General features: G+C 72.5%; 20 protein-coding genes and 1 riboswitch. Of the genes, 8 read left to right on the top strand and 12 right to left on the bottom strand.

What is annotated here, in order from left to right:
* Positions 1-672 precede the first annotated feature (672 nt).
* Positions 673-1,086, bottom strand: coding sequence for a coenzyme B12-dependent isobutyryl CoA mutase small subunit (icmB, locus tag P8A18_RS21305; RefSeq protein ID WP_306056685.1), 414 nt, complete (start codon positions 1,084-1,086; stop codon positions 673-675).
* A gap of 308 nt (positions 1,087-1,394) precedes the next feature.
* Between icmB and P8A18_RS21300 the strand changes: the two genes are divergently transcribed.
* Both P8A18_RS21300 and P8A18_RS21295 read left to right on the top strand, forming a co-directional pair.
* Positions 1,395-2,315, top strand: a complete 921-nt coding sequence (locus P8A18_RS21300) for an esterase/lipase family protein (protein ID WP_306056683.1) — start codon at positions 1,395-1,397, stop codon at positions 2,313-2,315.
* 200 nt (positions 2,316-2,515) lie between these two features.
* On the top strand, positions 2,516-4,093 hold the full coding sequence (locus tag P8A18_RS21295; RefSeq protein ID WP_306056681.1) for a M23 family metallopeptidase: 1,578 nt from the start codon (positions 2,516-2,518) through the stop codon (positions 4,091-4,093).
* A 54-nt stretch (positions 4,094-4,147) separates the two neighbouring features.
* Here P8A18_RS21295 and pcrA read toward each other — a convergent pair whose 3' ends face one another.
* Complete coding sequence (gene pcrA / locus P8A18_RS21290; protein ID WP_306056680.1) at positions 4,148-6,619, bottom strand: DNA helicase PcrA; 2,472 nt, start codon at positions 6,617-6,619, stop codon at positions 4,148-4,150.
* A 161-nt stretch (positions 6,620-6,780) separates the two neighbouring features.
* Positions 6,781-6,933, top strand: a riboswitch (cyclic di-AMP (ydaO/yuaA leader).
* Between pcrA and P8A18_RS21285 the strand changes: the two genes are divergently transcribed.
* Positions 6,932-8,077 carry a C40 family peptidase gene (locus tag P8A18_RS21285; RefSeq protein ID WP_306056678.1) on the top strand — a complete coding sequence of 382 codons (1,146 nt, stop codon included), beginning with the start codon at positions 6,932-6,934 and terminating at the stop codon, positions 8,075-8,077. Its footprint overlaps the riboswitch before it by 2 nt.
* Positions 8,078-8,123: 46 nt before the next feature.
* Here P8A18_RS21285 and P8A18_RS21280 read toward each other — a convergent pair whose 3' ends face one another.
* Entirely contained in the window at positions 8,124-8,477 is a 354-nt protein-coding gene (locus P8A18_RS21280; RefSeq protein ID WP_306056676.1) for a hypothetical protein, read from the bottom strand.
* Positions 8,478-8,782: 305 nt separating this feature from the next.
* On the opposite strand from P8A18_RS21280, the gene P8A18_RS21275 reads away from it, so the two are divergent.
* Together P8A18_RS21275 and P8A18_RS21270 are read left to right on the top strand one after the other, a co-directional pair.
* Complete coding sequence (locus P8A18_RS21275; RefSeq protein ID WP_306056675.1) at positions 8,783-9,829, top strand: C40 family peptidase; 1,047 nt, start codon at positions 8,783-8,785, stop codon at positions 9,827-9,829.
* Positions 9,830-9,871: 42 nt separating this feature from the next.
* Positions 9,872-10,639 carry a GNAT family N-acetyltransferase gene (locus tag P8A18_RS21270; protein WP_306056673.1) on the top strand — a complete coding sequence of 256 codons (768 nt, stop codon included), beginning with the start codon at positions 9,872-9,874 and terminating at the stop codon, positions 10,637-10,639.
* A gap of 46 nt (positions 10,640-10,685) precedes the next feature.
* Here P8A18_RS21270 and P8A18_RS21265 read toward each other — a convergent pair whose 3' ends face one another.
* Together P8A18_RS21265 and P8A18_RS21260 are read right to left on the bottom strand one after the other, a co-directional pair.
* A complete protein-coding gene (locus P8A18_RS21265) occupies positions 10,686-11,390 on the bottom strand; it encodes a LuxR C-terminal-related transcriptional regulator (RefSeq protein WP_306056672.1) in 705 nt (234 codons plus the stop codon).
* Positions 11,374-12,672: an ATP-binding protein gene (locus P8A18_RS21260; protein WP_306056670.1), complete on the bottom strand. Its 1,299-nt coding sequence runs from the start codon at positions 12,670-12,672 to the stop codon at positions 11,374-11,376. Before P8A18_RS21260 ends, P8A18_RS21265 begins: the two co-directional genes overlap by 17 nt.
* A gap of 185 nt (positions 12,673-12,857) precedes the next feature.
* On the opposite strand from P8A18_RS21260, the gene P8A18_RS21255 reads away from it, so the two are divergent.
* Both P8A18_RS21255 and P8A18_RS21250 read left to right on the top strand, forming a co-directional pair.
* Positions 12,858-14,168 (top strand): PspC domain-containing protein, encoded by a 1,311-nt coding sequence (locus tag P8A18_RS21255; protein WP_306056668.1) that lies wholly within the window; start codon positions 12,858-12,860, stop codon positions 14,166-14,168.
* On the top strand, positions 14,155-14,418 hold the full coding sequence (locus tag P8A18_RS21250) for a hypothetical protein (RefSeq protein WP_306056666.1): 264 nt from the start codon (positions 14,155-14,157) through the stop codon (positions 14,416-14,418). The genes P8A18_RS21255 and P8A18_RS21250 overlap by 14 nt, the downstream gene beginning before the upstream one ends.
* On the opposite strand, the gene P8A18_RS21245 is transcribed toward P8A18_RS21250, so the two are convergent.
* The 5 genes from P8A18_RS21245 to guaA form a co-directional block, all read right to left on the bottom strand.
* The gene (locus tag P8A18_RS21245; RefSeq protein ID WP_306056665.1) at positions 14,325-14,834 is read right to left on the bottom strand and encodes a DoxX family protein; all 510 of its coding nucleotides are present in this window, start codon (positions 14,832-14,834) and stop codon (positions 14,325-14,327) included. The two genes, P8A18_RS21250 and P8A18_RS21245, sit on opposite strands and share 94 nt — an antisense overlap.
* A gap of 168 nt (positions 14,835-15,002) precedes the next feature.
* The gene (locus P8A18_RS21240; RefSeq protein ID WP_306056663.1) at positions 15,003-16,268 is read right to left on the bottom strand and encodes a hypothetical protein; all 1,266 of its coding nucleotides are present in this window, start codon (positions 16,266-16,268) and stop codon (positions 15,003-15,005) included.
* 126 nt (positions 16,269-16,394) lie between these two features.
* Positions 16,395-17,165 (bottom strand): class II aldolase/adducin family protein, encoded by a 771-nt coding sequence (locus P8A18_RS21235; RefSeq protein ID WP_018550540.1) that lies wholly within the window; start codon positions 17,163-17,165, stop codon positions 16,395-16,397.
* Positions 17,166-17,270: 105 nt separating this feature from the next.
* Positions 17,271-18,026 (bottom strand): SAM-dependent methyltransferase, encoded by a 756-nt coding sequence (locus P8A18_RS21230; protein ID WP_306056661.1) that lies wholly within the window; start codon positions 18,024-18,026, stop codon positions 17,271-17,273.
* A 114-nt stretch (positions 18,027-18,140) separates the two neighbouring features.
* On the bottom strand, positions 18,141-19,727 hold the full coding sequence (gene guaA, locus P8A18_RS21225) for a glutamine-hydrolyzing GMP synthase (protein ID WP_306056659.1): 1,587 nt from the start codon (positions 19,725-19,727) through the stop codon (positions 18,141-18,143).
* A gap of 363 nt (positions 19,728-20,090) precedes the next feature.
* Between guaA and P8A18_RS21220 the strand changes: the two genes are divergently transcribed.
* Positions 20,091-20,390 carry a chorismate mutase gene (locus P8A18_RS21220; protein WP_306056657.1) on the top strand — a complete coding sequence of 100 codons (300 nt, stop codon included), beginning with the start codon at positions 20,091-20,093 and terminating at the stop codon, positions 20,388-20,390.
* Positions 20,391-20,775: 385 nt separating this feature from the next.
* Here P8A18_RS21220 and P8A18_RS21215 read toward each other — a convergent pair whose 3' ends face one another.
* Together P8A18_RS21215 and P8A18_RS21210 are read right to left on the bottom strand one after the other, a co-directional pair.
* Positions 20,776-22,494, bottom strand: a complete 1,719-nt coding sequence (locus P8A18_RS21215) for a COG1361 family protein (protein WP_306056655.1) — start codon at positions 22,492-22,494, stop codon at positions 20,776-20,778.
* Positions 22,495-22,787: 293 nt separating this feature from the next.
* Positions 22,788-24,671, bottom strand: coding sequence for a GMC oxidoreductase (locus tag P8A18_RS21210; RefSeq protein WP_306056653.1), 1,884 nt, complete (start codon positions 24,669-24,671; stop codon positions 22,788-22,790).
* Positions 24,672-24,697 lie beyond the last annotated feature (26 nt).

Genomic DNA, 24,697 nt, shown 5'->3' with positions numbered 1-24,697 from the left:
GCCGCCGGGTGCGTCGAGTGGTACGGGCGGCACGGCCAACGCGGCGCGCCGGTACGGGCGGCCGAGCACGACGGGGCGGCGCGGGGGCGGGACCGCCCCCGTGCGGGCGCGTGGGCAGCCGGTGGGACGGGGCCGGGCTGTGCAGCCGACATCGCGCGCGGGCGCGAGTCCGGGCCCCGCGCGGGCACGGAGCGACCCGGTGCGCGGGCATGGGGCCGCCCCGTGGGCGCGCGCACGGGACCGCCTCGGTCCCGGCCGGCTGCAAGGCCGACCGATGCTGCGAGCGGGCGCGCTCACGCTCGCCCACGCTTGGGACCGGGCACAGGCGCGGCCATCGCGGCGCGCGGGTTCAGGCCCTGCGGCGGGGCACGGCCGGCACGGCACGCGGCGGTCCGGTGGCGTTCCGGGTCGCGCACGTACAGACGGGGCGCGGCCGACGCGGCGCGGGGGTTCAGGCCGCGCAATGCGGGCGCGGCCACTGTGGCGCGCGCGGCGCAAAGGCCTCGGGGCGGGCGCGGCCGGCACAGCACCGGGCGCGTTCCTCACCACCCGGCGCGAGGCGGCCCCCGGCGCCGCGCAGGTCCGTCGCCCCCGGCAGGGGGGCGCCGCCCGGTATCAGCGCGGCCGATGGGACCTCCGCGCCCTGCGGGGCGGCCGAGGCCCCCGGCCGGGTCAGGCGCCGGCCGGCTGGCGGACGTGCGCGTTGACCCAGTCGACGATCGCGGTGGTCGTCGCGCCGGGGGTGAAGATCTCCGCGACGCCCTGCTCCTTCAGCGGTGCGATGTCCGCCTCCGGGATGATGCCGCCGCCGAAGACCTTGATGTCCTCCGCCTCCCGTTCCTTCAGCAGCTCGATCACCTTCGCGAACAGCGTGTTGTGCGCGCCCGAGAGGATCGAGAGCCCGATCGCGTCGGCGTCCTCCTGGATGGCGGTGTCGACGATCTGCTCGGGCGTCTGGTGGAGCCCCGTGTAGATGACCTCCATACCGGCGTCCCGCAGCGCACGCGCGATCACCTTGGCCCCGCGGTCATGGCCGTCGAGGCCCGGTTTGGCCACCACCACACGGATCGGACCGGTCACACCCATCACTGCCTCCACATGCGTCTCCCGTGCCTGAAGGGCCGGGGATGTGAACGAACGTTATCCACAGCATCCCGCAAGCCGCCGTTTCGCGGTGGGCCGGGAGGGGGAAATCACACATGGGACATTGTTCACGGGCGCAGAGACCGGGCGCCCGGGGAGCCGCGTCAGGTCGCCGTATCACCGCGCCGTCAGCCGCACGGCACGGTGGTACGGGCCACCGCCCGCATGGTCCGGACCTCCGACACGGCTTCCCGCCAGGGCATACGGGAAGGGAGCCGCCCTTCTCCGGGTGCCGGAGCAGGAGGTCGACCATGAAGACCCCGAGCCTTCCGATCCGCTCCCTTCCAATCCGCTCCCTGCCGATCCCCTCCCTGCCGATCCGTCGCCTCCCGATCCCCTCCCTGCCGATCCGCCGCCTCCCGATACCCGCCGTGCCGACCGCGCTGCTGAGAGCGACCGCGCTGGAACTCGCGGTGCTCGCCGGACACGCGCTGCTGTACCCCACCGGAATCGCCGGCGAACGGCACCCCGAGCCGGCCCCGACGCCGGACCCCCGCGCCACCGGGCGACTGCCGGGCGAGGCGGCCGGCCGGCCGCCCGTCGTCCTCCTGCACGGTTTCATCGACAACCGCTCGGTCTTCGTCCTGCTGCGCCGCTCGCTGGCCCGGCACGGCTGGCGCCATCTGGAGTCGCTCAACCACTCGCCGCTGACCAGCGACGTCCGTACGGCCGCCGAGCTGCTGGGCCGGCACATCGAGGAGATCTGCGCCCGCACCGGGCACGAACGGGTCGACATCGTGGGCCACAGCCTCGGGGGCCTCATCGCTCGCTACTACGTCCAGCGACTGGGCGGTGACCACCGGGTCCGCACCCTGGTCACGCTGGGTACGCCGCATGCCGGCACCGCCGTCGCCCCGCTGGCCGGCGCCCTGCCCATCGTGCGCCAGATGCGCGGCGGCTCGGCCCCCATCGAGGAGCTGAGGCTGCCCGCGCCCGGCTGCCGCACCCGGTTCGTCAGCTTCTGGAGCGAGCTGGACCAGGTGATCGTCCCGCCCGAGGCGGCCTGCGTCGACCACCCCGACCTCGACGCGGTGAACGTCCGCGTCACCGGCATCGGACACCTCGCCCTGCCCGTGCACCCGGCCGTGGCGGCCGCCGTACGCCAGGCGCTCGACACGGCGGAGCCCGCCCACGGGTCCAGTGGGGCCGCCGGCTCGGCCTCCGTCGCCTGAAACCGAACACGTTTCGAACGTAGAGCCAAAGCTCTGTGCGGACGCCGCCGAAAGACGGCCGATTGCCCCTTTTCCCGGGCGCCATGGGGCCGTCGAAGATTGTCGGCGGCGGATACCGCCGGGTACAGTCGCGGCCACTGCTTAGCCCCGGGGTCCCCACGCCCCGGACTGGTCCTGCTGCCGAGGCGAGAGAGAAGTTGGTGAACGACCAGCACCCCCACGCCGGGTATGCCGGATACGACAGCCACCCCACGGGCAGCTTCGACAGTGACCCGCTCTTCGGCTCCCTCCCCGGCTCCTACGACGGCTCGTACGACACCGCGGGGGGCTACGGCGTCCCGTACACCGGCGAACAGACCGGATACAGCGGCTCGTACGACACCACCCAGTGGGACACGGGCGCTCACCAGGCCGCCGCGTACAGCGACTTCACCGGCTACCCGGACTACGCCGGCCAGGCCCAGCAGCACCCGCAGTACGACGCCCCGTCCCCGTACGACACCGGCGCCACCTGGCTGCCGACGCAGGGCTACGCCCCGGACTCCTCCGGCCAGTGGGACACCACCGCCTGGAACACCGCCTCGTACGACACCGGCGCATACGACGCCACCGCCTGGAACACCGGCGCCACGCCCGAGCACACACAGCAAAGTATGCAAAACCTGGCGGGGTCGAACGAAGCCGAACAGGCCCCCCGGGCAGACACGTACGAGGCGCACGAGACGTACGAGGCACACGAGACGTACGGGTCGCACGAGACGTACGACGCTCACGACTCGTACGAGGCGCATGACACGTACGACGCTCACGACACGTACAAGGCGCATGACACGTACGAGACGTACGAGCACTCCGCCTACGACCCGTACGAGCCCTACCGGACCGCCGAGAGCGAAGACGCCGCCGACCACCCCGAAGCGGATCTCGACGCGCGTCCCGACGCGGACCCCGGCACGGGCCCCGGCGGCCATCCCGACCTCGCCCCGGCCGACGCGCACCGCCCCGCCGGCCGGCCCGTCACCCGCAGCGGTGGCCGCAGCCGCAGGCGTTCCCCCGCGAAGCGTTCCGCACTCCTCACCGTCGCCGTTCCCTCCGCCTGCGTGATGAGCGTGGCCGGGATCGCCGCCGCCTCCGTGGGCGGCATGGGCGGGGGCGAGACGAAGAAGGACGACACCACGACGATGGCCGCCGCCGACCCCGGCACGGTCGAGCCGGTCGCGGCCAACAACGAACTGGACACCCAGCTCGCCAACCTCAGCGCCGACGCGGAGAACTTCGCGGACCGCGCCAGCCGCACCCAGGAGCGCATCGACCTCAAGGCGCGGCAGGCCGCCGAGAAGAAGAAGCGCGAGGAGGAGGCGGCCCGCAAGGAGGCCCTGCGCCCCAAGTTCGTGATGCCGGTCAAGGAGCACGGGCTGAGCGCGTACTTCGGCCAGGCGGGCGTCAACTGGATGTCCGTGCACACGGGCATCGACTTCCCGGTCCAGTACGGCACCCCGGTGATGGCCGCGACCGACGGCACCGTCCGCACGCAGTACAACAGCGCCTACGGCAACATGGCCATCGTGACCATGGCCGACGGCACCGAGACCTGGTACTGCCACCTCAGCAGCACCCGGATCCGCTCGGGCCAGGTCAAGGCGGGCGACGTCATCGCGTACTCCGGCAGCTCCGGGAACTCGACCGGCCCGCACATGCACTTCGAGGTGCGGCCCGGCGGCGGCGCGGCCATCGACCCGCTGCCCTGGCTCCGCAGCCACGACGTCAACCCCACCTGAGCCGGTGAGCGGCCGGCGGCCGGAGCCCTCGGGGCCCCGGCCGTCACACGCGTCTCAGAGCTTCTGCACCGGCGCGTACCGCAGGAGCAGCTTCTTCGGGCGGTCGTCGCCGAAGTCGACCGTGGCCTTCGCCTGGTCGCCGACGCCCTCGACCGCCGTCACCGTGCCCAGACCGAACTGGTCGTGTGTGACCCGGTCGCCCGCCACCAGGGTGATCGTCGGCCGGTCCGAGGTCCGCCGGGTGGCGAAGCCCGAAGGGCCGGAGCGGGCGCGGGAGGCGGAGAGCGACGAGGTGATGCCGGAGGTCGGCCCGGCGGGGGCGGCCATCGGGCCCTTGCGCTTCCACTCCAGGTGCTGGTCCGGGATCTCCTCCAGGAACCGCGACGGCGGGTTGTACGAGGGCTGGCCCCAGGCGCTGCGCATGGCCGCGCGGGTCAGGTACAGGCGCTCGCGGGCGCGGGTGATGCCGACATACGCGAGCCTGCGCTCCTCCTCCAGCTCCTTGACCTGGCCCAGCGCCCGCATGTGCGGGAAGACGCCGTCCTCCATGCCGGTCAGGAAGACCACCGGGAATTCGAGGCCCTTCGCCGTGTGCAGGGTCATCAGCGTGATGACGCCGGAGCCGTCCTCGTCCTCGTCGGGGATCTGGTCGGAGTCGGCGACGAGCGCGACCTTCTCCAGGAACTCGGCGAGGGTGCCCGCCCCCTCCTCCTCGCCGCGCTCCTGCTCGAATTCGAGCGCGACGGCGGCCAGCTCCTGGAGGTTCTCGATGCGGGTCTCGTCCTGCGGGTCGGTGGATGCCTGGAGCTCGGCGAGGTAGCCCGTACGCTCCAGGACCGCTTCCAGCACGACGGCAGGGCCCGCGCCGGACTCCACGACCGTGCGCAGCTCCTCCATCAGCGTGTTGAACCGCTTCACGGCGTTGGCCGAACGGGCGGCCATGCCGTACGCCTCGTCCACACGGCGCAGCGCCTGCGGGAAGGTAATCTTCTCGCGCAGGGACAGGGCGTCGATCATCGCCTCGGCACGGTCGCCGATGCCGCGCTTGGGCACGTTCAGGATGCGGCGGAGGGGGACGGTGTCCTCGGGGTTGGCGAGGACCCGGAGGTAGGCCAGGACGTCCCGGACCTCCTTGCGCTCGTAGAAGCGCACTCCGCCGACGACCTTGTAGGGCAGGCCGACGCGGATGAAGATCTCCTCGAAGACACGGGACTGCGCGTTCGTCCGGTAGAAGACGGCTACGTCTCCGGCCTTGGCGTCGCCCGCGTCGGTGAGGCGGTCGATCTCCTCGGCGACGAACTGCGCCTCGTCGTGCTCGGTGTCCGCGACGTAGCCGGTGATGCGGGCGCCGGTGCCGGCGTTGGTCCACAGGTTCTTGGGGCGGCGGCTCTCGTTGCGCTCGATGACCGCGTTGGCGGCGGACAGGATCGTCTGGGTGGAGCGGTAGTTCTGCTCCAGCAGGATCGTCGTCGCGTCCGGGTAGTCCTCCTCGAACTGGAGGATGTTGCGGATGGTCGCGCCCCGGAAGGCGTAGATCGACTGGTCCGCGTCACCCACGACGCACAGCTCGGCGGGGGCGTCCTCGGGACCGGCCGGGCCGACCAGCTCGCGTACGAGGGTGTACTGGGCGTGGTTGGTGTCCTGGTACTCGTCGACCAGGACGTGGCGGAAGCGGCGGCGGTAGTGCTCGGCGACGTCGGGGAAGGCCTGGAGCAGGTGGACCGTCGTCATGATGATGTCGTCGAAGTCCAGCGCGTTGGCCTCGCGCAGCCGGGCCTGGTACATCGCGTACGCCTGGGCCAGGGTCTTCTCGAAACCTCCCCCGTTCTCGGCTTCGCCCGAATGGGAGGTACCCCCCGCGACCTGCCCGGCGAAGGTCTCCTCGTCGATGAGCTCGTTCTTGAGGTTGGAGACCTTGGCCGTGAACGACTTCGGCGGGTAGCGCTTCGGGTCCAGCTCCAGGTCGCGGCAGACCAGGGCCATCAGCCGCTTGGAGTCGGCCGCGTCGTAGATCGAGAACGAGGAGGTGAAGCCGAGCTTCTTCGACTCGCGGCGCAGGATGCGGACGCACGCGCTGTGGAAGGTCATGACCCACATGGCGTTGGCCCGGGGCCCGACCAGCTGCTCGACGCGCTCCTTCATCTCGCCGGCGGCCTTGTTGGTGAAGGTGATCGCCAGGATCTGGCCGGGGTGCACACCGCGCTCGGCCAGGAGGTGGGCGATGCGGTGGGTCAGCACCCGGGTCTTGCCGGAGCCGGCCCCGGCGACGATGAGCAGCGGGGACCCGGCGTGCACGACGGCGGCGCGCTGCTCGGTGTTCAGCCCGTCGAGCAGGGCCGCGGGGTCGATGACGGGGCGGTGGGCACCGTCGCGGTAGTACGCGTCGCGCGGCGGCGGGCCGTCGAACACGCCCGCGAAAAGGTCCTCCGGCACCGCTTCGGGTGCGGAGTCCTCGGGGGGCGGCGGGGGCCCTTCCTCCTCGGACTGGAGGCCGGTCAGGAAACTGTCGTCAAAGAGGCTGCTCATCGCTCCCCGAGTCTAGAGCCCCCCACTGACACTCGGCCCCGCTCCGAAAAGGTCACGAAAATGTATCGGGCATATCGAACATCAAGCTTCCCAGCGGCACCCCGCGTTGGTTAGCGTGCTCGTTCGGACGGCCCGTACCCCCAGAGGCGACCCACGCCGAGCGGGCGTCCACGCCGAATCCGGGCCCGCCCGGAACCGGGGACCCACACGCATCACCGGGGTGAATCGGTCCGCGTCCCCACTGGACCGTAGGGCAGCCTTCCGTTCCGCCCGAACCCGACAGCTAACCCGGTAGGCGGTCCACGGAAGGAGATGCCGGCCTTGGCGTCGCATCGCAAACCGCGCCCCCGGGTGCGCTCCGCCGCCCCTGTCGTGGGGCTCACCTCCGCCGCGCTCGCGACGGTCACCCTGTTGTCCTCGCAGAGCGCGATGGCCGCCCCGGCTCCCAAGCCCAGCATCGAGGACGTACAGAAGAAGGTCGACGACCTCTACCGGCAGGCGGGCACCGCGACCCAGAAGTACAACCAGGCCAAGGAGGCCGCGGACAAGCAGCGGACCAAGGTCGACACGCTGCTGGAGGACGTGGCCAAGCGCACCGCGAAGCTGAACGACGCGCGCAGGACGCTCGGCAACTACGCCGCCGCGCAGTACCGCGACGGCGCCCTCGCGCCGACCGCGACGTTCTTCCTGGCCGACAACCCGCAGTCGTTCTTCGACCAGACCCACCTGATGAACCGGATGGCCGACCGCCAGCAGCAGGCGGTCGACGAGTTCCGTACGCAGCAGGCGAAGGCGTCCAAGCAGCGCGCCCAGGCGGTCGAGAGCCTGGAGACGCTCACCGAGTCGCAGACCGCGCTGCGCACCAGCAAGCAGAACGTCCAGAACAAGCTGACCGAGGCCCGGACGCTGCTGTCGAAGCTGACCGCCGAGGAGAAGGCACGCCTGGCGGAGCTGGAGCGCAAGAAGGAGGCGGAGGCCAAGCGCAAGGCGGAGGAGCTGGCGAAGAAGCAGGCCGCCGCCAAGAAGGAGGCCGAGCGCAAGGCCGAGGAGTCGGGCGGCGGTACGGAGACGGGTTCGGGTTCCGGCTCGGACTCCGGCTCCAGCGCGTCCACGAAGGCGGAGAAGGTCCTCGCGTTCGCCCGCGCCCAGATCGGCAAGCCGTACGTCTGGGGGGCGACCGGCCCCTCCTCGTACGACTGCTCGGGGCTCACCCAGGCGGCGTGGAAGGCGGCCGGGGTCGACATACCGCGGACCACCTGGGACCAGGTGAACGTCGGGACCCGGATCGCCACGGCCGATCTCCAACCCGGTGACCTGGTCTTCTTCTACGACGACATCAGCCACGTCGGGATCTACAAGGGCGACGGGATGATGATCCACGCGCCGAAGCCCGGGGCGAACGTGCGCGAGGAGTCGATCTACTACATGCCGATCTACGGAAGCGTGCGCCCGGCCTGACCGGGGAAGGGGGCCGGTCCAAAAGCGGGCCGGCCCGGGGCGTTCCTCAGGTCCAGAGCGTGGCGATGAAGATGTTGGCGACGGTCAGGGCGCCGACCGCCGCGAAGGGGCCCTTGCCGACCTTCTCCTCGTCCCGCTTGACGTAGACCAGCCCGAGGATCACGACCAGGATCAGCAGCTTGATGCCGATCTTGACGTTGTTCACGGGGTGGTCGTCCGCCTGGTCGAGCCCGACCAGGGCGACTCCGGTGACCAGCATGGTCAGCGCACCGTGCAGCATTCCGGGGACGAACCGGGCCGTGCCGGCCTTCATCGCCTTCATCTGTCCGAGGAAACCGCCGAGCAGGGCGGCGATGCCGATGATGTGCAGGGCGACGACGAAATCGATGAGTACGCGCATGGCCGCACCATAGCCCCGGGCGTCCCGGCGCCCGTCACCCAGGTGGGGCGTACGGACAATTAAATGACAGATGTACCTATTGCCTGAATCTGCGGCAATTTTTGTTGTCATTCATGGCCATTCACGATCGCCCGGCGACAATGCCACGCCAAGAGCAGGCAATAGGCGTCAAAACGACTCCCGACCGTGTCCTCGGATTAGCGTCCCTTCCCGGCGGCCGTACCCGGACACTGTCCTGGCCGGACCGCCGATGAAGCCCGCCGGTAGACCCCGCCGGGCAGTCGCACGGAAGGACGCCCGCCCTCGTGGCAGCGCATCGCAAGCCCAGGCAGCGCCTGTACACCGGCTCCGCGGCCCGCACCGCGGCGACCCTCGCCTTCGCCGGAGCCGCGACCGCCGCCGTGCTGCCCGGAGCCGCGCACGCGGACCCGGCCCCGACCGCCGCCCAGGTCAAGGCCCAGGTGGACCGGCTGTACCGGGAGGCCGAGGCCGCCACCGAGAAGTACAACGGCGCGAAGACCGAGGCGGCCGCAGCCGCGAAGTCGGTCGACGCCCTGCGCGACGAGGCCGCCCGCAGGACCGGCCGCCTCAACTCCGCCCGGGACGCCCTCGGCTCGTACGCCGCCGCGCAGTACCGCTCCGCCGGGATCGACCCCTCCGTGCAGCTGGCGCTCTCCTCCGACCCCGACCAGTACCTCCGGCGCGCCTCGTACGTGGAGCGGGCCGACGAGCGCCGGGCGGCGGAACTCGGCTCGGTGCGGCGCCAGGTCGCCGACATCGCCCAGGTGCGCGCCGAGGCGGCCGACAAGCTGACCGAGCTGGCCGCCCGCCAGGCCGCCCTGAAGGAGCACCGGGCGACCGTCCGCGCCAAGCTCGCCGAGGCCCGGCGCCTGCTCGCCCGCCTCTCCCCCGCCGAGCGCGCCGCCTACGCCGCTTCCGAGGACGGCCGGGGCGCCGGCCACGCCGACCGCGGCGCCCCGCGCGGCGCGGTCGCCGCCCCCAACGCGCGCGCGGCCCAGGCCGTCGCCTTCGCCTACAGCGCGCTGGGCAAGCCGTACGTCTGGGGCGCCACCGGGCCCGCCTCGTTCGACTGCTCGGGCCTCACCCAGGCCGCCTGGCGCGCGGCCGGGGTCTCGCTCCCCCGGACCACGTACACCCAGATCAACGCGGGCCGGCGGGTCTCCCGGTCCGAACTGGCCCCGGGAGACCTGGTGTTCTTCTACTCCGGCGTCACCCATGTCGGCCTGTACATCGGCAACGGGCAGATGATCCACGCCCCACGCCCGGGGGCCCCGGTCCGGGTCGCGCCGATCAACGAAATGCCTTTCGCGGGGGCGACCCGGGTGGCATAGGCTCCCGGCTTCCGAGCCCAACCGCCGTGAGGACACCCACGCATGTCATTGGACATCGACGTCCAGACCCACGCCCGCACGCTCACGCTCCGCTCCCCCGACCATGTCCGCGTCGGCCCGTTCGCGATCCGCTACAACCCGGACTGGTCCCTGAAGTACGCCAATTACGCCATCCCCGACCAAGGGGCGGAGCCGACCCCCGGCGAACTCGACGCCCTCGTGGCGGCCTTCCGCGACCTGGACCGGATGCCGCGCCTGGAGTTCCTGCCCGGCTGGGCCCCGGCGGTCGAACCGGCGCTGCTCGCCGCCGGGTTCACCGTCGAGAACCGCGCCCCGATCCTGGCCTGCGCCCCCGGTGACCTGCTGGCCCCGAAGCCGGTGGCGGACCTGGCCGTCGCGGAGCCCGCCACCGACGCGGAGTTCGACGCCGCGGCCCTCGTCCAGCACCTCGGCTACGGCGGGACCGGCGAACCCGAGGACGGCACGGCCGCCTGGCTGCGCGACGCGGCGGCCGGCGGCGGGGTCGCCGCGCTCGCCACCGTCGAGGGCACCCCGGTCGGCGCGGGCGGCTGCTCGGTCCCGGTCGACGGGCTCACCGAGCTGGCGGGCCTCGCGGTGGGCGCGGACTTCCGCCGCCGGGGCATCGGGGCGGCGCTCTCCGCACACCTGACGCGCACCGCGTTCGAGCGGGGCTGCCGGGTGGTGTGGCTGGAGCCGGGCGACGCCGACGTGGAGCGGATCTACGCGTCGATCGGCTTCCGCAGGGCCGGCGAGAAGCTGAACATCTCGCTCGACCCGGAAGGGTCCTAGGACCTGTCGTCACATTCCCGTCGTTCGCCCGGAGGGCGGGCCGGCCCTAGACCAGCCTGCGGGCGGTGGCCCAGCGGGTCAGCTCGTGGCGGTTGGAGAGCTGGAGCTTGCGCAGGACCGCCGAGACGTGGGACTCGACCGTCTTCACCGAGATGAACAGCTGCTTGGCGATCTCCTTGTACGCGTAGCCCCGGGCGATCAGCCGCAGCACCTCGCGCTCGCGCTGGGTCAGCCGGTCGAGGTCCTCGTCGACCGGGGGCGCGTCCGTGGAGGCGAAGGCGTCGAGGACGAAGCCGGCCAGGCGGGGCGAGAACACCGCGTCGCCGTCCTGGACCCGGAAGACCGAGTCGACCAGGTCGGTGCCGGTGATCGTCTTGGTGACGTAGCCGCGGGCGCCGCCCCGGATGACTCCGATGACGTCCTCGGCGGCGTCCGAGACGGACAGCGCGAGGAAGCGCACCGGGTTCTCCGCTGTGCCCATCAGGGGTGCGCAGCGGCGGAGCACCTCGACGCCGCCGCCGCCGGGGAGGTGGACGTCGAGGAGGACGACCTCGGGGCGGGTCGCCGTGATGACGGTGACCGCCTGGTCGACGTCGGCCGCCTCGCCGACGACCTCGACGCCGGTCTCCTCGGTGCGGCCGATCTCGGCCTGTACTCCGGTGCGGAACATCCGGTGGTCGTCGACGAGCACGACTCGTACCCGGCGCTCCGGGCCCTCGTGGCCCCCGGTCGCCTCAGTGGTCCCGTTCATCGCTCGTCCTCTCCATCTCCAGCTCGACTTCCGTGCCCCCACCGGGCACCGAACGCAGCCGGGCGGTGCCGCCGTTGCGCTGCATCCGGCCGATGATCGATTCTCGTACGCCCATTCTGTCCCCCGGTACGGAGTCCAGGTCGAATCCCGGGCCCCGGTCGCGCACGGAGACGAAGACCGTCCGGCCCTCGACCTCCGCGTAGACCTGGACGGCACCGCCCTCGCCACCGTACTTGGCGGCGTTGACCATCGCCTCGCGTGCGGCCTGCATCTGTGCCGTCAGCCTCTCGTCGAGCGGGCAGTCGCCGACGACGACGACCTCCAGCGGGACGCCGTGCTTGTCCTCGACCTCGGCGGCGGCCCGTTTGACGGCCTCGGCCAGGGTCTCGGGCTCGTCGTCCTCGTCCTTGCCGGTGCCCTCGGGGTTGTACAGCCAGTTGCGCAGCTCGCGTTCCTGGGCGCGGGCCAGCCGGCGGACCTCGCCGCCGTCGTCGGCGTTGCGCTGGATCAGGGTGAGGGTATGCAGCACGGAGTCGTGGACGTGGGCGGCGACCTCGGCCCGCTCCTGGGCCCGGATGCGCATGAGGCGTTCCTCGGAGAGGTCCTGGGTCATACGCACGAGGTAGGGGCCGGCGAGCAGGGCGATGCCGGTGAGCACGGCGATGGACGCGGTGAGGACGTTGCCGAGCTGGGCGGCGGAGCCGCGTACGACCATGAAGCCGGCGAGGCCGAGGCCGACCAGGGCGACCCCGGCCAGGGCGCGGGCCAGGTGCAGGACGCGGCGGCGGCTGCCGACCTCCATCCAGCGGGCGCGGCGGGCGTTGTCCGCCTGGCGCCAGACGAGGACGGAGCCGGCGCCGATGAGCAGGGTGGGCCAGATGTAGCGGTCGGCCTTGCTGCCCATGTCGACATTGCCGACGAAGGTCACGGCGCCGATGAGCAGCGCGATGAGGGCGAAGACCTGGCCCTTGTCGGGTTTGCGGAGGCGGCGTCTGCCGTCGGGGGCGGTCTCGAAGACGGACTGGGGGGTCTCGACACCGCCGACGCCGAGCGGGACGACGATCCAGAACACCGCGTACAGGAGGGCGCCGAGGCCGTCCGCGAAGAACAGCCCGAGGAAGACGAACCGCACCCAGGCCACCGGCAGTCCGAGGTGCCCGGCGAGCCCGCGCGCCACTCCGCCCAGCAGCCGGCCGTCGGCGCTGCGGTACAGCTTGCGCAGCGGCGGCTCCTCCGGGTCGGGGGCGTGGGAGCTTGCGGCTCGGGTGGTGGCGGCTGGCATGACCCGATCGTCACATGCCCGTACGGGTGGTGGCATCAGGGTCGGCCCCCGGTTCGACCCTGAGACCGGGAGGCGCGAGGCGGAGCGGCGGGGCGGCGTCCCTGAGGGAGCGGCGGGTCAATATCAGGGATCGGCCAGGGTCGGGGCGGGTGCCGCCGGGGCCCGGCGCCCGTCACCATGGAGCCATGACCGTTCCCCAGGACGCGCCGCCCGGCGCCGCACCGCCCCCCGCGCCCGCACCGCGGCTGCACCGCAGCCCGCGGCACAAGGTGGTGGCCGGGGTGTGCGGCGGGCTCGGCCGGTACTGCGACGTCGACCCGGTGATCTTCCGGATCGTGCTCGGTGTGCTCTCGGTGACCGGCGGCCTCGGGCTGATCTTCTACGGCTTCGCCTGGCTGCTGATCCCGCTGGAGGGCGAGGACGAGAACGAGGCGCGCCGGCTGCTGTCGGGGCGCGTCGAGGGGGCGTCGCTGATCGCGGTGCTGTGCGCGCTGATCGGCTGCGGTCTGTTCCTGTCGATGCTGGGCAACGGCGGCACGCTCGCGTTCGCGGCGATGCTGTCGGTCGCGGTCGTCGGCTTCTCCGTGTGGACGCAGCGGCGCAGGACGGCCGATCCCCAGGACCCGCTGCACGCGGCGGCCGCGCAGGCGGCGTCGGACGCGCCGCCCGAGGTCATGGCGCCGCCGACACTGTCGTGGCCGTCCTGGTGGCGCGACCCGATCGTCAAGGACGGGTCGACGGGCAAGGTGGCGATCGGCTATCTGTGGGGGCCGCACGACGCGGTGCTCGACGGGGAGCCGCGCGGGGCGACACCCGATGCGCCGTTCCGTCCGCCGCCGCCCAGGTCGCGGGAGGTGCGCGGCCCGAGGTCCATAGCCGGCCTGGCGTTCCTGACCGCCCTGCTGGCGGGCGGTCTGGGCACGGGCCTGAGCTGGGACGCCCAGCCGCTCGGTACGAGCCTTCAGATCGGGCTCGCCGCCGCGCTCGCGGTGTTCGGTCTGGCGATGCTGGTCAGCGCCTTCGTCGGGCGGACCGGTTTCGGCACGCTGCTGCTGGCGATGATCACGGCCGGGCTGCTGGCCGGCGCGGCGGTGCTGCCCAAGGACATCCCCACGCACTGGGTGCGCGAGCAGTGGCATCCGGTGTCGGTGGCCGCGGTGCAGCCGCGTTACGCGGTCGCCTCCGGCCAGGCCGAGCTGGACCTCAGCCGGGTCACCGTGCCCAAGGGCGAGACGGTGCGGACGCGGGTCGAGGCGCGCGCGGGCCGGGTCCTGGTGCACGTGCCCCGGGACGCCACGGTCGAGGTGCACGCGAAGACCCGCGTCGGCGCGATCGTGGTGCTGGACGGGCACAGCAGGGGCGACCTGGACATCCGCGCCTCGCAGGACGAGCGCCGGACGCTGCCCCCGGCCGAGGGCAGCAAGCCGGGCGGCACGATCGAGCTGGATCTGGAAGTCGGTTACGGACAGGTGGAGGTCAACCGTGCCGCGTCATGAGTTCCGGCCCGGACGGGCCGTGGCCGGTCTGGTGATGCTGGCGCTGGCCGCCGGTTACGCGGGGGACGCGGCGGGCTTCTGGGACGCCCCGCCGGAGTTCTTCATCGGGCTGTTCACCGGCGGCCTGTGGACGGCCCTCCTGGTCACCTGGATCGGCTACCGGATACGCCGCCGCCGGGCCGCGCGAAAGGCGTCCAGGGAGAAGGACGCGGCCCCGCCGAGCAGCAGCGGCAGCCAGGCCACGAGGTAGACCAGGTCGTTGCCGAGGTAGTACGGGGAGACCTGCCAGCTGACGGTCAGCCACAGGCTCAGCGAGATCAGGACCCCGCCGAGCGCGGCGATCCGGGTCCACAGCCCGAGGAGGGTGCCGATCCCGACAGCGAGTTCACCGAAGGCGATGGCGTATCCGAAGCCGGACGGACCCTTCAGCGCCAGGTCGACCAGGCCGGGGATCGCGGCGGAGTCGCGCACCGCGCTCATCTGCTCGCCGATCGATCCGGCTCCGGTGGCGTGGAAGAACGCGCTGTCGGTGAGCTTGTCGAGCGCCGCGTAGACGAAGGTGACCCCGAGGAAGATCCGCAGGGGCAGCAGGGCGTGCTCCCGTGCCAGGTCCCGCAGGCTCCTGGCCTCGCCGAGGCCCCGCCCGTTACCGCCGTACCCGTGCATGCTTCTCCCGCCTTCCGCGACCGCACCGCTGTGTGCCGTGCGTGCCGCGCCGTTGCGGCCACCCGGCCGCCGCCACCGGACCGTGCGGCCCGTCACCCGACCTTACGTACGAAGCCGGCGGAACGACCCCGCGCGGTCCCGGTTCACAGGGTGCGGGGGGGGGTGCGGTCAGTCGGTGACGTCGATCGCGACACGGTTGGACTCGGTCCCCGCAGCGGTCACGACCTGCACCTCGACCACGCCCGGCTCCACCTCCACCGGCACCGGCACGGTCAGCAGGGTGTCGGAGGGGTTCGCGAAGCCGCCGGTGACCGGGACGAGCGGGACATGGACGTGGACGGAGCCGATGCGTACGACGACGCGGGCCAGCCGGTCCGGCGATCCGGAGCCGGGCGGCACGAACCCCGCGCCCCGGATCTCGATGTCGTCGCCGGTCCGGATCGGGGCGTCCAGGTCGCCCGCCTCCCGGGACCTGACGACCGACAGCACGACGGGCCGGCCGCCCTCGCCGTACTTCCCGGTGAAGTAGACGGCCGCCGAGACGGCCACCAGCAGGGCGAGCCCCCACGGCAGGTCGGGCAGTTGCTCGGGGCGGCGGGCGAGGCGGACCGCGGCGAACACCACGGCGACGGTGGACACCAGCACGTACTGCACATCGGTGAAGCCGCCGCGCCCCGAGTCATCGGTGAGCAGGTCCGCGGCGCGCGGCCGGTCGGCCCGCAGCTTCTGGAGCCGCCCGGACAGCACCCGTACGCTCACCACCCGGCGGACGGCGACCGCGACGGCGCACACCAGCGCCAGCACGGAGACCACCCCGGCGCCGCGCGCCAGGTCCAGGCCCTCGATCAGCTCGTCGCGCCGCGCGTGGTCGGAGGCGGCGGCCAGCTGGAGGGCGAGGACGAGGACGGAGAAGACGGCGAGCAGCACCCAGGACGCGGCGACCGTGCGGGAGGTGGAGAGCCGGTTGTCCTCGCCGATCAGCGGGGCGAGGAGGCCGCCGCGCGCCCGGTGGACGTGGGCGGCGCCGGTCAGCAGCGCGGCGGTGACGAAGCCGGCGACCAGTCCGGCGGTACGGGCGTGGCTCCAGCCCGCGCCGATCGCGGTGGCGGCCTCGGCGATCGCCAGCACGGCGAGGGCGCCCCAGACGATGATCAGGGTGCGCTGCCAGACCCGGTACAGCCAGGCGTCACCGGCCTCCCGGCCCCGGTCGGCGACGGCCCGCGCGGACTCGGTGAGTTCGTCGGAGACCCACTGCCGGGTCGCGGAGGCGGACTGGGCGACCCCGGCGGGCAGCCCCTGTCCCGCGGCGAATTCGTCCCGCTTGGCCAGGAAGGCGGCCACCGCGCGCCGGTGTCCCTGGCGCGCCCCGTGCGGGCAGTCGCCGCAGGTGCAGCCTCCGCCGTGCGCGCCCTGTCGTGCCTCGTCCAACGCCACGGAGAACGCCGCCCTTTCCCGCCCCTGATACCGCCATTGGCCGATCAACTCGGCTGTGATTGCTGCGAATTGTGCCGTACGTGGCGGGTGGTTGCCGCATCGGGGCGCACCGGGCGGCCCACTTCGTCAGAATGTTCGAGCGATGCGGCGCCAGAGCGGCTGGTAGTTGATCCAGGCGACGAGATCGCTGCCGAGCTGTTCGCGGGTGGCGACCGCGTCCCGGTGCTCGATCAGCACGGGCTTCCCGGCCGCCCGCGCGGCCAGCTGGATGCGGCAGGACCGCTCCAGGGAGAGGAACCACCAGGCCGCCGCGTCCACCGAGTCGCCCACGGTCAGCAGCCCGTGGTTGCGCAGGATGACCGCCTTGCGGCCCCCGAGCGCACCGGCGATCCGGCGCCCCTCCTCCTCGTCCACCACGACCCCGGTGTACGCGTCGTACAGGGCGTGGTCCTCGTAGAAGGCGCAGGACTCCTGGGTGAGGGGGTCGATCAGCTCGCCCAGCGCGGCCAGGGCGCTGCCGTGCTCGGAGTGGGTGTGGGCGACCGCGACGACGTCCGGGCGGGCCAGGTGGACCTGGGCGTGGACGGTGAACGCCGCCTGGTTGACGTGGTGGCGCCCCTGGAGGACCTGCCCCTCGCCGTTGACCAGGATCAGGTCGTCGGGGTGTGCCTCGTCGAAGGGCACGCCGAACGGGTTGACCCAGAAGCAGGAGGTGAACTCCGGATCCCGCGCGGTGATGTGGCCGGAGACGCCGTCCTCGTAGCCGTACGAACCGAACAGCCGCAGCGCTCCGGCCAGCCGCTCCTTGCGGTGGACGCGTTCCTCGTCGGGCGACCGGTGGACGGGCGGCATCGCGAAGTGCAGTTGCTCGACGGGCAGGGGCGCGGGCTCGGGCATGGCGACTCCTCGGGGGCTCCCAGGGCATTCGCACGGAAGCTACCGCCGGTCACCGCAGGTGGCCAGAGCCATCACGTACCGATTCCGGTGCGGGCGGGACGTGCTTCACGCGCTGAGGACGAGGTAGGCGAGGCCGAGCGTGCCCCGGTAGCCGCCGTAGTAGCCGGTGCGCCGCTCGTCCACCGCCGCGACGACCCCGTCGTGCAGCGGGTGGTCCGGGTGGGCCAGGGCCCACCGCTCGCCCCGGCCGATGTTGGCCTCCGACTCGAAGAGGTCCCATTCCCGCTGGTCGGCGACGGTCACCTGGAGCGGTCGCAGCCCGGCGGCCTCGGCCTGCCGGATCAAGGTGAGCAGCGAAACGAAGTCCCCCGGCCCGGCGCCGAGACCGGCCAGCGCCCGTTCGTCGGGCTCCCGCTCCCAGAAACCGTCTCCGAACAGCACCCGTCCCCCGGGCCGCACGGCCGCGCGCAGCGCCGCCAGCGCCTCGGAGGTCCCGCCGGGCCAGGCGTGCGAGGCGCCGATGGAGACGGCCAGGTCGTAGCCCTTCTCCGGCCACTCGGCGGCGGCCACCTCGTGGAACCGCACGCACCGGCCGAGTCCCCGCTCCTCCGCCAGGGCCCGCCCGCGCGCGACGGCCTCGGCGTCGGTCTCGACGCCGTCCCCGGTGCTGCCGGGCGCCGACTCCACCAGGCGCATCAGCAGCTCGCCCCAGCCGCTGCCCAGGTCCACGAGGCGTGCCCCGGGCGCGGGGGCGCAGGCCGCGACGAGGCGGGCGGCGTGCTCGTCGCAGAGCGGGGTGTTCCAGGTCAGGCGCTCGTTGTGGGCGGCGGACATCAGGGCGCGGATCTCGTCGGCGGACATGGGCGCGAAGCCTGCCACGGGCGGGAGGCACGTGCCAGGGGATTTCCACCCGGTACGACGATGCCGCCTCCCGGAACTCCGGGCGGCGGCATCGGTCGCGTACTGCGGGGAGGGTCACTCCCACTCGATCGTCCCCGGCGGCTTGCTCGTCACGTCGAGCACCACGCGGTTGACGTCGGCGACCTCGTTGGTGATCCGGGTCGAGATCTTGGCGAGGGTCTCGTACGGCAGCCGCGACCAGTCGGCGGTCATGGCGTCCTCGGAGGAGACCGGGCGCAGCACGATCGGGTGGCCGTAGGTGCGGCCGTCGCCCTGGACGCCGACGCTGCGGACGTCCGCGAGCAGGACCACCGGGCACTGCCAGATGTCGCGGTCCAGGCCGGCGGCGGTCAGCTCCTCGCGGGCGATGGCGTCGGCCTCGCGCAGCAGGTCGAGCCGCTCCTTGGTGACGTCACCGACGATGCGGATGCCGAGGCCGGGGCCGGGGAAGGGCTGGCGCTGGACGATCTCGTCGGGCAGGCCGAGCTCCTGGCCGACCATCCGGACCTCGTCCTTGAACAGCTGGCGCAGCGGCTCCACGAGCTCGAACTCGATGTCGTCGGGAAGCCCGCCCACGTTGTGGTGGGACTTGATGTTGGCGGTGCCGGTGCCGCCGCCGGACTCCACGACGTCCGGGTAGAGCGTGCCCTGCACGAGGAAGGCGACCTCGGGGCCGTCCTCCTGGAGGATCTCCAGCTGGGCCTGCTCGAAGACCCGGATGAACTCGCGGCCGATGATCTTCCGCTTCTGCTCCGGGTCGGACACGCCGGCCAGGGCGTCGAGGAAGCGCTTCTCCGCGTCCACGACCTTCAGCTTCGCGCCGGTCGCGGCGACGAAGTCCTTCTCGACCTGCTCGGTCTCGCCCTTGCGCATCAGACCGTGGTCGACGTAGACGCAGGTGAGCTGGGAGCCGATGGCCTTCTGTACGAGGGCCGCGGCGACCGCCGAGTCCACGCCGCCGGAGAGGCCGCAGATGGCGCGCTTGTCGCCGACCTGGGCGCGGATCGCGGCGATCTGCTCCTCGACGACGTTGGTGGTCGTCCAGTTCGGCTCGATGCCGGCGCCCCGGTAGAGGAAGTGCTCCAGGACCTGCTGGCCGTGGGTGGAGTGCAGGACCTCCGGGTGGTACTGGACGCCGTAGAGCTTCTTCTCGTCGTTCTCGAAGGCGGCGACCGGGACGACGTCGGTGGACGCGGTGACGGTGAAGCCCTCGGGGGCGGCGGAGCAGGCGTCGCCGTGCGACATCCACACCGGCTGCTCGGCGGGGGTGCCCTCGAAGAGGGTGGAGCCGGTCTTGGAGACGGCCAGCGCGGTGCGGCCGTACTCGCGGGCGCCGTTGTCGTCGACGGTGCCGCCGAGCGTGGTCGCCATCAGCTGGAAGCCGTAGCACATGCCGAAGACGGGGACCCCGGCCTCGAACAGCGCGCGGTCGAGCGAGGGCGCGCCCTCGGCGTACACCGAGGAGGGCCCGCCGGACAGGATGATCGCCCGGGGGTTCTTGGCCAGCATCTCGGCCACCGGCATCGTGGACGGCACGATCTCGCTGTAGACCCGGGCCTCACGGACGCGTCGGGCGATGAGCTGGGCGTACTGCGCGCCGAAGTCGACAACGAGAACCACGTCGGTGGTGGTGTCGGGGGCGGCGGGGGGTGCTGCTGGCACGGGGCGGCCTTCCGGCGGTGGAGAGGGGGTCGGTCCTCCCAATTCTACCGGCGGCCGGGAGCGTCCCTCGCCGGACGGGGGGCGTCCTGCGTCTCACCATCCGGGCCGGACGGGCCCGCCCCCGCGTCTCACCATCCGGGCCCGGTACCGGCCGGCGCGGGCGGCGGGCCATACTGTCCCCATGCGTCAGCACACGACCTTCGTCTTTACCTATGGCATCCGGCCCGCCGGCTGCCATGGTCGTGCTGCTTGAGCAACTGACAAGCAACGTTCCAGGCGCCCCGGGCCGACAGGCCCGGGGCGTTCTGGCGTTCCGGGCCCGACGGCCCCGGGGAGCCGCACCGCACTCACCGGGAGACCCGCATGAGCAGCAGCACCGCCACCTCCGCCGCCGAGGCGACCGGCGCCCGCACCGACGAGGCCGCGTCCCTGATCGGCGACGCCCGCACCCGTATCGACGCCCTGGACGACCGGATCATCGGGCTCGTCCAGGAACGGATGGCCGTGTCCTCGGTGATCCAGGAGGCCCGGATGACCTCGGGCGGCCGCCGGGTCAACCTGTCCCGGGAGATGGAGATCCTGGCCCGCTACCGGGACGCGCTGGGCAAGCCGGGCACCTCACTGGCGATGACGCTGCTGGAGCTGTGCCGGGGCCGGGTCTGAGCGGACGCGCTCGGGGGGCTGTAGGGGCGTATCCCAGTTCGGGCGGGGTCTCACCCGTACGGCGCGTGACCGGGTCCGGCGCGGCTTCGTTGGTCCCGGTGTCGTGCCAGCCAGGGGCGGCTCTCGATGGAAACCACGCGTGGCTCCGCCGGGGTGTGTGGCGTGCCGCGTGCACGCCGTGGGACCGCGCACCGGCGTGCGTGACCGGTCGGCAGGGGACAGCAGCCCGGTCACTCGGAGGGGCCCGTGGGTTCCTCCAGGAACGGCCGGCTCCGGGGACGCCCGGGGCCGGCCGTTTCTCTGCGTGCCGTTTCTTCGTGTCGCTTTCCTGCGTGCCGTTTCTTCGTGTACCGTTTCTTCGTGTGTCGCTTTTCTGTGTGCCGCTTCAGCGGGTGGCGCGGCGGCGGGAGGACATGAACAGGACGCCGCCCGCGAGCAGCGCGACGAGCGCCGCGCCGGACGCCGCGAGCGCGACGGTCCCGGTGGAGGCGAGCGCGCCCCCGCCCGAGCCGCCGGAAGCGGAGCCCGTCGAGCCGCCCGTGCCCGTCGTACCGGCCGAGGACGAGCCGGCCGAACCGGAGCCGGTCGCGCCGGTGTCACCCGAGCCTCCGGTGGAGCCGCCCGTGGCCGTCGAGCCGCCCGAGGCGGACTGGCCGGCCGTGGCGCCGGAGTCCCCGGCGTTGAGCACCAGGGACGCGGTGTTGTTCGCGGGAGCCGGGTCGAAGCGCAGCTCGGGGTCCTGGAGGAAGGGGTTGCGGACCACGACCGCGCCGGACGCCCCCGTGACGGCCTTGTCGATCCTCAGCCGGAAGGGAAGGGCGAAGTCCGCGTCCTCGCGCACGGACATCGGCGTGGGGCAGACGTAGCGCGGGGCGGCCGTCTGGTCCTCGCGGTACTGCCCGTCCTTGGTCACGCCCCGGCAGGAGGCCGGCTTGGTGAGCACCGTGGCACCCTCGGGGACCGTGACGTCGACGGTGGCGACGTCCTCACCGGAGCGGATGTACCCGACCCAGGCGGGCCCCTGGTTGCGGAAGCCGACGGTCACGTCGACCGTGTCACCGGCCGCGCCGTCGGCCTTGTCGCCGTAGGCCGCGAAGTCGGCGCTGTTGTCCGTGCGGAAGTCGACGTCCTGCTGGTTGTCGTCCGGCTCCAGGTCGGCGGAGCGGGTCGCCGGGTTCTCGCGCAGGGCGAGCGTCGCGCCCTTGCCGGAGCTGAACCGGGCGCCGGCCCGCAGCGCGGCGCGGGCGTCGGTGCCGTCCTCGGCGATGCGGTAGAGGAACGAGTCGTAGAAGGCGTGCTCGGTGGCACGGATCACGGGCGCCTCGGCCAGCGTGTAGGTGGCGCCGGGCTCGTAGCTGCCGGGGAAGGTGCACAGGGCGGTGGTCCAGGCGCCGGGGCTGCCCATGCCCAGGTCGTCCTCGCTGTACTCGCAGTTCTGGTACCGCTCGGTGAACTCCATGCCCCGGGTGTTGCGCAGGGTGAGCAGAACGCCCTCGGCGGCGCGGGTGCCGTTGTTGGTGAAGGTGATGGGCACCGGCTGGGTGTCCCCCGGCTTCAGCTCCGTCCTGAACGGCAGCCGCTTCATCGACAGGTCGGGGCCGCCGATGGAGACATGCGCGGTGAACGCCTTGAAGGTGGCTCCCTCCGCCTCGGCCGTGACCGCGATGGTTCCGCTGTCGCCGTCCTCGCTGCCCTCGGCGGCTGTGACGTCGAGTTCGGCGAGGGTGCTCAGGCCCGGCCAGATCCCGTAGTCGTGGCAGACGGCCGTCGTCCCGGTCCGCTCGCAGTCGAGGCCGCCGCCCTCGCCGAAGGAGACGTCCGCGACCCCGGCGAGCTTCCCGAAGTCGAAGCGGACGGTGTACTCGCCGTCGAAGACGCCGTTCTCCACGTCTTCCGAGGGGTTGGTGACCGTGAGCCCCAGGGTGGCCTTCTGCGGGGTGCCCGTGGCCGGATACGGGTGCAGGGCCGTTTCGACGGGGCCGCCGAGCGTGAACTCGGGGACGGCTGCGCGCGCCGGTCCGCCCAGCGCGAGCGTGCCGGCGGCCAGCAGGCCGGCCGAGGCAAGGATGCCCGCCGCACGGCGGAACGGGGTCGTGCTTCTCATCTCGGGCCCTCTGGGGTCGTCGGGAGCTGTGTGACCGCTGTGACAGCGATATGGGTACGACCAGGGGAGGGCGGGAAAAGTTGCGCGCGATCAGATCACGGATCGAGTACACCCAGCGAAGTGATCCAGCTCACATAAAGATTTCGTCAGTGCGAGGACAACCATCGGGACGGCTGGCAGGTCATGCATGCGGAACACCGGTTGTCGGTTGTTGTGCGACGGACCGGTTACAGCGTGAGGGGCTGCACTTGGAGGGGGGTGCAGCCCCTTCTGCTGTCCTTATGCCGTTGTCCTTATGCCTGGTCCGCCCGGTGCGCCTCGTCGGCCTCGTGCGCCTTGTGCGCCTTGTCGGACGGCTCCTTCTTCGGCGGCACCGCGGGCATCCCCAGGAACGGCAACCGCAGCGCGCCGAACGCCTCCTTCGGGACGGCCGGTGCCTGCGGCTCGACCGCGGCCAGCCGCTCGTACGCCTCTCCCTGCGCCGGGCGCGGGTCGCGCTCGCCCTTGTTGGGCCAGAATGACATGGCGCGTTCCGCCTGCGCGGTGATCGTCAGCGAGGGGTTGACGCCGAGGTTCGCGGAGACCGCCGAGCCGTCGACGACCGAGATGCCCGGGTGCCCGAACAGCCGGTGGTACGGGTCGATGACCCCCTCGTCCGCGTCGGCGCCGATCGGGCAGCCGCCGAGGAAGTGGGCGGTGAGCGGGGTGCCCATCAGCTCACCGATGTTGGAGCCGGGGAAGCCGTTGATCTCGTCGGCGAGCAGCGAGGCGCTCTGTGTCGCCTCGGCGATCTGCGTCGGGTTGGGCGCGCCGTGGCCCTGGCGGGCGGTGAGCAGGCCCTTTCCGATGCCGCCCGGCTTGCGGTAGGCGGTCAGGGAGTTGTCGAGCGACTGCATGACGAGGCCGATGATGGTCCGCTCCGACCAGCGCCGGTTGGAGAGCGAACGCACGGCGAGCGTGGGGTGCTTGGCCAGGTTCCCGAACCAGGCGAGGACCCGGTGGGTGCTGTAGGGGACCTGGAGGATGGTCATCCCGCCCATGGCGTTGGAGCCCTTGCCGTAGCGGACCGGTTCGATGTGGGTGTTCTCGTCGGGGTGGATCGAGGACGTGATGGCGACGCCCTTGGTGAAGTCGGGCTTCGTTCCGTGCTTCTTGCGGTAGCGGCGGTCGGAGGTCTGCGCGCCGACGAGCCCCTCGGAGTTGGTCCGGGTCAGTTCGCCGAGCCGGGCGGAGAGCCGGGGCAGCAGTCCCTTGTCCTTCATCGTGTGCAGCAGGGTCTGGGTGCCGTACGTGCCCGCCGCGACGACCACCTCGCGGGCGCGCAGCGCGGTGGGCTTCGCCTTCCTCCGGCGGTCGGTGGGCACGGTGGCGACGCGGTAGCCGCCGTCGGGGTGATCGGTGACGCCGATGACGGAGGTCATGGGGTGGATGACCGCGCCCGCCTTCTCGGCGAGGTGGAGGTAGTTCTCGTTGAGGGTGTTCTTCGCGCCGTGGCGGCAGCCCGTCATGCACTCGCCGCACTCGGTGCACGCCTTGCGCGCCGGGCCCGCGCCGCCGAAGTAGGGGTCGGCGACCGTGCCGCCCGGCTTCGCCCGCGCGGTGCCGTCGGCGTCCTCGCCGTCACCGAAGAAGACGCCGACCGGGGCCAGGTGGAAGGTGTCGCCGACGCCCATCGCCTCGGCGGTCGCCCTGAGGTGGACGTCGGAGGGGGTCGTCGTCGGGTTGAGCCGGACCCCGAGCATCCGCTTGGCCTGGTCGTAGAACGGCTTCAGCTCGTCCTGCCAGTCGGTGATGTGCGCCCACTGGCGGTCCTCGAAGAACGGCGCGGGGGGCACGTACAGCGTGTTGGCGTAGTTCAGCGAGCCGCCGCCGACCCCGGCGCCGGCCAGCACCATCACCTTGCCGAGCAGATGCACGCGCTGGATGCCGAAGAGGCCGAGGGCGGGGGCCCAGAGGTAGTTCTTCAGGTCCCAGGAGTTCTTGGGGAGGGTGCCGGGGGTGAAGCGGCGGCCCGCCTCCAGGACGCCGACCCGGTATCCCTTCTCGCTCAGCCGGAGTGCCGAGACCGCGCCGCCGAAGCCCGAACCGACGACGATCACGTCGTAGTCGTACGCGGCGTCGTCGTCGGCCGCACCGGCCGGCCGGTCCTGATTCTGGGCAGGGCTGTCCTGGGACATGACACTCCTCGGTACGAAAAGGACAG

The sequence above is a fragment of the Streptomyces sp. Mut1 genome, assembly GCF_030719295.1.
Classification (GTDB): Bacteria; Actinomycetota; Actinomycetes; order Streptomycetales; family Streptomycetaceae; genus Streptomyces; species Streptomyces castrisilvae.
This window is presented reverse-complemented; position numbering and strand designations above follow the sequence as displayed.